Source organism: Spirillospora sp. NPDC046719, from assembly GCF_040645715.1.
Taxonomy (GTDB): Bacteria; Actinomycetota; Actinomycetes; order Streptosporangiales; family Streptosporangiaceae; genus Spirillospora.
The window spans coordinates 1-7,250 of record NZ_JBEYYT010000458.1 but is presented as its reverse complement, the minus strand read 5'-3'; the positions used below and the strand labels follow the sequence as shown (position 1 = coordinate 7,250).

Sequence of the window (7,250 nt, the reverse complement as noted above, 5' to 3'; positions counted from 1 at the left end):
CGGGCGGCCGGCGGATCGGAGGTCAGCAACCGGTGGTCGAGGTCGCCGACCTCGGCGGCGAGCTTCCTCACCGGCCCGGAGAACACGACCCGCCCGGTCGAGAGGATGGTGACCTCCGGGCAGAGCGCGGCGAGGTCGTCCATCCGGTGGCTGGACATGACGATCGCGGCACCGTCGGCGGCGAGCTCGGTGATGACCCGGTGGACGTGCCGCTTGCCCGCCGGGTCCAGGCCGTTGGCGGGCTCGTCGATGACGAGCAGCCGCGGCCGGGTGAGCAGCACGGCGGCCAGCCCGAGCCGCTGCCGCATCCCCGGCGAGAAGCCGCGGACCCGGTCGTCCGCGACGTCGGTCAGCCCCACCCGCTCCAGCGCGGCGCCGACGCCGGCGGCGGGGTCGTGCCCGCGCAGCCGCGCCAGGGCGGCGAGGTTCTGCCGCGCGGTGAGCGAGGGGTAGAGCCCGGGCCCGTCCACGAAGCCCGCGACGCCGTCGGGGACGGCGAGCGTCCGCCCGACCGGCGTCCCCAGGATCTCGAGGCGGCCGCGGTCCGGGACGGCCAGGCCGAGCAGCAGGCCGAGCAGCGTCGTCTTGCCCGCGCCGTTCGGGCCGACCAGGCCGTGCACCTGCCCGCGGTCGACCTCCAGATCGACGTCGTCGAGCGCCACCACCTCGCCGAACGACTTCGTGATGCCGCGAGCCCGGACGACCCTGCTTCTGCGCATGCCAGTTCCCCACTTAGACGCCGCCGCAGGAACTTAGAGATCGCGAATGGCGTCGACGGGGCGCGCAGCCGAACGGCGGGCGAATGATCGCCCACCCCCAGGGGCCGCGGCGGCCCCGCAGGGACGGGGGAACGGGCGGTGCCGCAGGTCAGCCGACGGACACCGGCACGTCGGGGTCGGTGACGATGGCCGAGGCGGGCACCGAGGACGCGCGCCGGACGACCGGCGCGCCGCTCGCCTGGAGGTCGCGGATCCGGATCCCGGTCCCGCCGCCGATGTGGACGTGGGGGGTGCCGGGCCTGGTGGCGTCGGGCTGGACGCCGTCGCCGTCGCTGAACATGAGCCCGTCGAGGACGATGCCCGCCCCGCCGGTGACGGTCACGATGCCCCTGTCGTGGGCGGGCTGGGAATGGCCGGCCGCGCCCGGGTCGGCCATGCCGCCGTAGAACCAGCAGTCGCGGACCCGCACGAACCTGCCGCCGGTGATGAGGAGCTGGCTGCCCGAGGTGGGATGGCCCGCCTGCGCCTGCGCGTCGAACCGGGCGCCGTTCAGGACCACGCCGCGGCCGCCGTCGAGGCGGAGCGCGCACACGTTGGCCCTGGCCGTGGCGAAGACCGGGCCGACGACGGTCTTGCTGACGTTCGGCAGCCACACGTGGTAGCGGTCGCCGGGGCCCATCCTCGGGGAGTCGATCAGCATTCCGTCCGTCCAGTAGCTGTTGTCCGAGCCCCAGAGCTTGAACGGCGTGTCGTAGCTGTTGTTGACGTCCCAGAAGCCCGAGAAGGTGACCGCGGTGTGCGCCCCCCACATGACGTGCCTGAAAAGGTTGAACGCGAGGTTCTCGAAATGCGAGGCCCAGAGCACCGACCCGCCGTCGGCCTGGTCGGCGAAGAAGGCGGTTCCCGAATCGCCCTCGAAACTCAGGTTGCCGACGTAGATCCCGCGCGTTCGCCCCTTCGGCAGGGTCAGCCATCCGGAACCCGGCACGCTGATCTTCACGCGCTGGTTGTAGTGGAACTCGTTGCCGCTGATCAGGCCCGTGAAGGCGAGCCCGTCGAAGACCTGGCGGGGCCGCTTGAACTCCATCGAGCGCTGCCCCAGCACGATCGCGGGCTTGCAGGTCTGCTGGGAGACGTAGGACAGGGCCTGGGTGAGCTTGGCGTCGTCCGTGGCGCCCTTGAACGAGTCAAGGAGGACGCCACGCGCGGTCGAAGGGCCGCCGGCCGGATCTGCCATTTCCCCTCCTCAGCGGGCATTTCCACTGAGCGACGACATTCCCCCTTACTACACTCAGTAATCATACAGTCACGGAACAGTCACGAGCAGGTGACGGACCCCGGGCGCAGGATCGCACCCTCGACGCCCTGCGGGCGCCGCGTCACCGGGGGACGTAGAGGCGGATGTCGTCGACGCGGGCGGCGCCCTCGTAGAAGTTCATGTGCGGGTCGCCGATCATGAACCGGTCGGGATAGGCCGACCCGGCCGGCCACGTATGGCGGTCGACGAGAGTGCCCCCGGGGCCCTTCCAGGTCCAGTCGGCGTCGTAGCGGCCGTCGTACTCGCCGGGCTTCTGGTTGTAGTGCCAGATCGGCTCGCCGTCCTGCACGAACGCGCGCGTGTACCGGTACGTCGCCCGGCCCACGTGGGCGAACACTCCCGACATCTCCATCGTGTACGCACCGCCCCGGCGTTCGATCGCGAACGTGTACGGGTTCTCGGGCAGCAGTTCCGGCCGCAGGTCGACCGTCGAGACGATCGCGCCGCCCTTGGCGAGACCGCATTCGCTCTGCATCAGGTACTCGGTCCCGGGCATGGCCGGATACCTGCGGTCGTCGGTCATGAATATCGCGTTCACGCCGTTTCCGGTCCCGGCGGAATAGGGCTCGTACTGCTTCGTCGCCGGGTTGCAGTACTTCAGGCCCGTACCCGTGTACTTGTACCTGTTGTAGCCGTCCATGGCCACTTTCCGGTGACCGTGGACGAAGACGTTGTTGTGCGGCGCCACCCGCCGGTAATCCATGATCGACATGTAGTAGAAGCCGTTGGAGTCGGTCCGCGCGTCCGCCCACGCGCATTCGGGCCTGGAGAAGTCGCCGCCGGACGCCCACGGGAAGACGGTCTTGCAGCCGCCGGGCGCATAGCCGTTGATCCGGCCGTCGGGGTAGTCCCAGGAGCCGTCGCGCTCGCCGCCGAAGTCCAGGCCGCGCAGCGTCATCTCCACGCGGTACTCCGCGGGCAGGTCCCGCGTCGAGCGGATGACGACGCCGCCGCGATAGTCGGGCTCGTCGAGGTCGGCGGCGCCGCGCCGCGAGGTGAGGGTCGGCGGGCGGTCGGGCCTGCCGTCCCCGTCGGCGTCGCGCGCGGCGAGTTCGGCGGTGAGCCACCCGCGCCGGCCGAACGCGAAGGACTTGCGGTACGTCCGGACCGCGGCGAGCCGCGTCCGGAACGCCGGGCCGCCGACCGTGGCGAAGTACGCGCCGTCGTTGTCGTACATGTCGACGTCGTAGGGGCTCGCGGGGCCGTCGTCGTCGGGCCGCCACGGCACGCGCGCGTCGTCCAGGCGCCGGTCGAACGGCTCGGCCGCGACGAGCCGCCAGCCGGGCCGAGCGCCCGGCGGCCCGCCGCCCGTCCCGGCCGCCGCCGTGCCCGCCGTGCCCGCCGTCGCGGACAGGACGAGCGGAACCGCGAGCGCCAGGCCCGCGCGTACACGCCGCTTCATATCGCCGCCTCCCTCGCCGCGCCGCGGGGCGCGGCGCTCGGCCGGTTCCAGGACGATCTTCGGTGACGGTAGGCCGGGGACGCGCCCGCCGCCATGGCAAACATCGACAAAGTGGTATTGACCAGTCGGCATAACGGGACGTAGCGTGTGCGGCGACGGGATCGGCTCCATGGAGGGGTGAAGGCGTGCGGACTGGCGGTGAGGGCCGTAACGGGAACACGAAGCGGCAGGCGGTCCGCCGCGAGCTGCTCGCCATGCTCGAGGACCTGGAGCCCGGTGACGCGCTGCCGTCCGAACGCCGGCTGGTCGACGAGCTCGGCGTCTCCCGGCCCACGTTACGGCAGGCCGTGGACGGCCTCGTCGCCGAAGGGCTGCTCGAACGGCGGCACGGAAGCGGCACCTACGTGGCCGAACCGCGGATCGCGGTGCCGCTCACCATGACCTCCTTCACCGAGGACATGATCCGCCGGGGGATGAAGCCGGGCGGCCGCGTGCTGTCGTTCCGCACGGAGACCGCGGGGGCGCGGATCGGCAGGCGGCTGGCCCTTCCGCCGACCGAAGAGGTCTTTACCATTCGGCGGCTGCGGCTGGCGGACGGCGCCGCGATGGCCATCGAGACGCTCTACCTGCCCCGGGCGCTCATGCCCGGGCTGCGCAGGGACGTCCTGGAGGGCCGCTCGTTCTACGACCTGCTGCGCGGCGCCGGCATCGTGATCGCGTCGGGCACCGAGACGATCGAGCCGACCGTCACCACCCCGGAGGAGGCCGCCGAGCTGGACGTCCCGGTGCACACCCCGGCGTTCCTGTTCGAGCGGGTGACGCGGGACGAGGACGGCCGGCCGCTGGAGTACGTCCGGTCGCTCTACCGGGGCGACCGGTACCGCCTCGAACTCGACCTCCGCCCGCCGTCCCACTGACCGCTCCGCCGGCACGCGTCATGCGCGCGCCCGGGGCACGACCGTCCACCAGCGCTGGCGGGGGCCGCAGCGCACGAACCACCCCTGAGAAGTGAGGCGACTTCACCATGGGCGTCATCAAGGACATCCTCACGTTCCTGGCGAACAACGTCTTCGGCCAGGTCCCGATCCTGATCGGGCTCATCACGCTCACCGGGCTGATCCTGCAGCGCAAGCGGGCGGAGGACGTCGTCGCGGGCGCGCTGCGCGCCACGATCGGCGTGGTGATCCTGTTCATCGGCGTCGACGTGTTCACCGGCGGGCTCGCCAGCTTCCAGACGGTGCTGGCGAGCGCGATGGGCACGACGCCGCCGCACGCCGACCACTCGCTCACCGACTTCCTGTCGAAGCAGGGCGGGACGATCGCGCTGGTGATCACGGTGGCGTTCCTCGTGCACGTGCTGATCGTGCGGCTCTTCCCCGCCGCGCGGTACCTGTACCTGACCGGCCACCTGATGTTCTGGATCAGCACGGTGACGGTGGCGTCGCTCGTGACGATCGCGCCCGGCGCGAACCAGCTCACGCTGGTGCTGTGCGGCGCCGGGTTCGTCGCCGCGTACTGGACGCTGCAGCCGCTGTGGATGCGGCCGCTCATGCGCCGCGTGATGCCGGACGACCGGTTCGGGTACGCGCACACCAGCTCACTGGCCTGCCTCGTCACCGGCTACGCCGCCCGCCCGCTCGGCAGCCGCGAGAAGCACGACACCGAGAAGCTCACGCTGCCCCGGCAGCTGTCGTTCTTCAAGGACGTCAACATCAGCACCGCGCTGATCATCTCGGTGATCATGCTGCTCGGGGTCGCGTTCGCCGACCACGGCGTGGTGGCCAAGGCCGCCGCCGAGATGGACGACAAGCTGTCCCCGTGGGTGTGGGGACTGCTGGTCGGGCTGCGGTTCGCGGGCGGCATCGCGATCCTGCTGTACGGGGTCCGGATGTTCCTCGGCGAGATCGTCCCGGCGTTCAAGGGCTTCAGCGACCGGGTCATCCCCGGCACCCGGCCCGCGCTGGACGCGCCGACCGTCTTCCCCGTCGCGCCGACCGCGGTCATGCTCGGGTTCGTGACGTCCACGGTGGTGTTCCTGGCCTGCCTCGCGGTCTCCGCGGCGGCCGGCTGGTTCACCCTCGCCCCGCCGATGATCATGCTGTTCTTCGTCGGCGGCGCGGCCGGGCTGTTCGGCAACGTGGTGGCGGGCTGGCGGGGCGCCGTCCTCGGCGGCGTGGTCTCCGGCCTGATCCTCGCGGTCGGACAGGGCTTCACCTGGGGGCTGTACGAGCGGACGGCGCCGGAGCTGTCCACCCTCGCCGACCCCGACTGGTACGCGATCGGCTGGCTGCTGAAGGCGGCGGACCCGGTCATCGGCAAGGGGACGGTCTGGCTGGTGCCCGTCATCGCGCTCGCCGCGACGGTGGTGACGCTGGTCCTGCTCGGCCGCGCCGACAGGCGCCGCGCCGTCGCCGAGGGCGAGCCCGAGGCCGCCGGCGCGGCACCCGCCAAGGCTTGAACGACGCACAACGGAGGGAACCGACATGGCACTGGACAGGCGGCTGGAGGTCCTCGCGGTATGCGGGGTCGGCATGGGCTCCAGCCTGATGCTGAAGATGACCGCCGAGGACGCGCTGGGCTCGCTCGGCGTGGACGCCCGGGTGGAGAACACCGACGTGTCGTCCGCGCGGGGCATGTCCCCGGACGTGGTGATCGGGCAGGGCATGCACACCGGCGAGATCGCCGACCTCGCGCCGGTCGTCATCACGATCAGCGACTTCCTCGACAAGGACGGCCTGGCCGCGCAGCTGAAGGAGCGGCTGACCGAGCAGGGGTGGCTGCCGTGACCGTCATCGCCGCGAACGACGACGTCGCCGCGCGGGACTGGCGGGGGGCCGTCCGGGAGGCCGCGTCCGCGCTGGTCGCCGCGGGCGCCGCGGGCGAGGGCTACCCGGCGGCGTGCGAGCGGGTGGTCGAGGAGAACGGCCCGTACATCGTGCTGACGAAGGGCCTCGCGCTCGTCCACGCCCGTCCCGAGGACGGCGGGCTGGCCGTCGGCGTCGGGGTGACCCGGCTGGCCGCGCCGGTGGAGTTCGGGCATCCCGACAACGACCCGGTGGACCTCCTGCTCGCGTTCTGCACCCCGGACCCGGACGCGCACGTCGGCACGCTCGCCGCGCTGGCCCGGTCGCTGTCGGGCGGGCTCGCCGACCGGCTGCGCGCCGCGCCCGGCCGGGAGGAGCTGGCCGGCGCGCTCAAGGAGGCCGTGCCCGATGCCTGACGCCGCCCGGCAGCGGCTCCCCGGCCGGGTGCGGGCCCTGCTCGACGACCTCGACGCCGCGTCCGGCGAGGCGATCGGCGCGGCGGCGGCGCTGCTGCTCGACGCGGTCCAGGCGGGCGGGATCGTGCACGTCGCGGGGGCCGGGCACTCGCTGGTGATGGTGTGCGAGACGTTCTACCGGGCCGGCGGGCTCGCCGCGGTCCGCCCGATCTGGGCGCCGGACGTGCTCCCGCTGGACGACGCCGTGCGCAGCACCCGCGCCGAGCGGCGCGCCGGCGTCGGCCGCGCCGTCGTCAAGGAGGCCGCGCCCGGCCCGCCGGACGTCGCGGTGGTGTTCTCCACCAGCGGCCGCAACCCGTACCCGGTGGAGATCGCCGCGGAGTGCGCGGCCCGGGACGTCCCGGTGGTCGCGGTGACCTCGGCCCGCGCCGCGAGCGGCGCCGCCGCCCGGGCCGCGACGACGCTCGCCGACCACGCCGCGATCGTGGTGGACACCCGGGTGCCGCCCGGCTTCGTCCTCCACACGCCGGGCGCGCCGCGGACCCCCGCCCTCACCACGATCCACTCCGCCTACGCCAGGTCGCGGAGCCT

Annotated in this window: 8 protein-coding genes; 5 read left to right on the top strand and 3 right to left on the bottom strand. The window is 72.9% G+C overall.

Annotated elements, in window-relative coordinates:
- The 3 genes from ABZ914_RS42890 to ABZ914_RS42880 form a co-directional block, all read right to left on the bottom strand.
- The coding region (locus ABZ914_RS42890; RefSeq protein ID WP_500200524.1) for an ABC transporter ATP-binding protein at positions 1-719 on the bottom strand (719 nt) is incomplete at its 3' end.
- Positions 720-867: 148 nt separating this feature from the next.
- Positions 868-1,956: a hypothetical protein gene (locus ABZ914_RS42885; protein ID WP_500200523.1), complete on the bottom strand. Its 1,089-nt coding sequence runs from the start codon at positions 1,954-1,956 to the stop codon at positions 868-870.
- A 142-nt stretch (positions 1,957-2,098) separates the two neighbouring features.
- A complete protein-coding gene (locus ABZ914_RS42880) occupies positions 2,099-3,439 on the bottom strand; it encodes a hypothetical protein (protein WP_500200522.1) in 1,341 nt (446 codons plus the stop codon).
- 185 nt (positions 3,440-3,624) lie between these two features.
- Between ABZ914_RS42880 and ABZ914_RS42875 the strand changes: the two genes are divergently transcribed.
- The 5 genes from ABZ914_RS42875 to ABZ914_RS42855 all read left to right on the top strand — a co-directional run.
- Positions 3,625-4,356, top strand: a complete 732-nt coding sequence (locus ABZ914_RS42875) for a GntR family transcriptional regulator (protein WP_433255261.1) — start codon at positions 3,625-3,627, stop codon at positions 4,354-4,356.
- Positions 4,357-4,463: 107 nt separating this feature from the next.
- On the top strand, positions 4,464-5,897 hold the full coding sequence (gene ulaA / locus ABZ914_RS42870) for a PTS ascorbate transporter subunit IIC (protein WP_500200521.1): 1,434 nt from the start codon (positions 4,464-4,466) through the stop codon (positions 5,895-5,897).
- A gap of 25 nt (positions 5,898-5,922) precedes the next feature.
- A complete protein-coding gene (locus ABZ914_RS42865) occupies positions 5,923-6,225 on the top strand; it encodes a PTS sugar transporter subunit IIB (protein WP_190867835.1) in 303 nt (100 codons plus the stop codon).
- Positions 6,222-6,659 carry a PTS sugar transporter subunit IIA gene (locus ABZ914_RS42860; protein WP_500200520.1) on the top strand — a complete coding sequence of 146 codons (438 nt, stop codon included), beginning with the start codon at positions 6,222-6,224 and terminating at the stop codon, positions 6,657-6,659. Before ABZ914_RS42865 ends, ABZ914_RS42860 begins: the two co-directional genes overlap by 4 nt.
- Positions 6,652-7,250, top strand: a 599-nt coding sequence (locus tag ABZ914_RS42855; protein ID WP_500200519.1) for a sugar isomerase domain-containing protein, incomplete at its 3' end; no start/stop codon positions are given. The genes ABZ914_RS42860 and ABZ914_RS42855, both read left to right, overlap by 8 nt.

What these genes read in the sequence shown, in the direction of transcription:
- ABZ914_RS42885 (WP_500200523.1), bottom strand. Translation starts at nt 1,956, where the DNA reads ATGGCAGATCCGGCCGGCGGCCCTTCGACCGCGCGTGGCGTCCTCCTT.
- ABZ914_RS42880 (WP_500200522.1), bottom strand. Translation starts at nt 3,439, where the DNA reads ATGAAGCGGCGTGTACGCGCGGGCCTGGCGCTCGCGGTTCCGCTCGTC.
- ulaA (WP_500200521.1), top strand. Translation starts at nt 4,464, where the DNA reads ATGGGCGTCATCAAGGACATCCTCACGTTCCTGGCGAACAACGTCTTC.
- ABZ914_RS42865 (WP_190867835.1), top strand. Translation starts at nt 5,923, where the DNA reads ATGGCACTGGACAGGCGGCTGGAGGTCCTCGCGGTATGCGGGGTCGGC.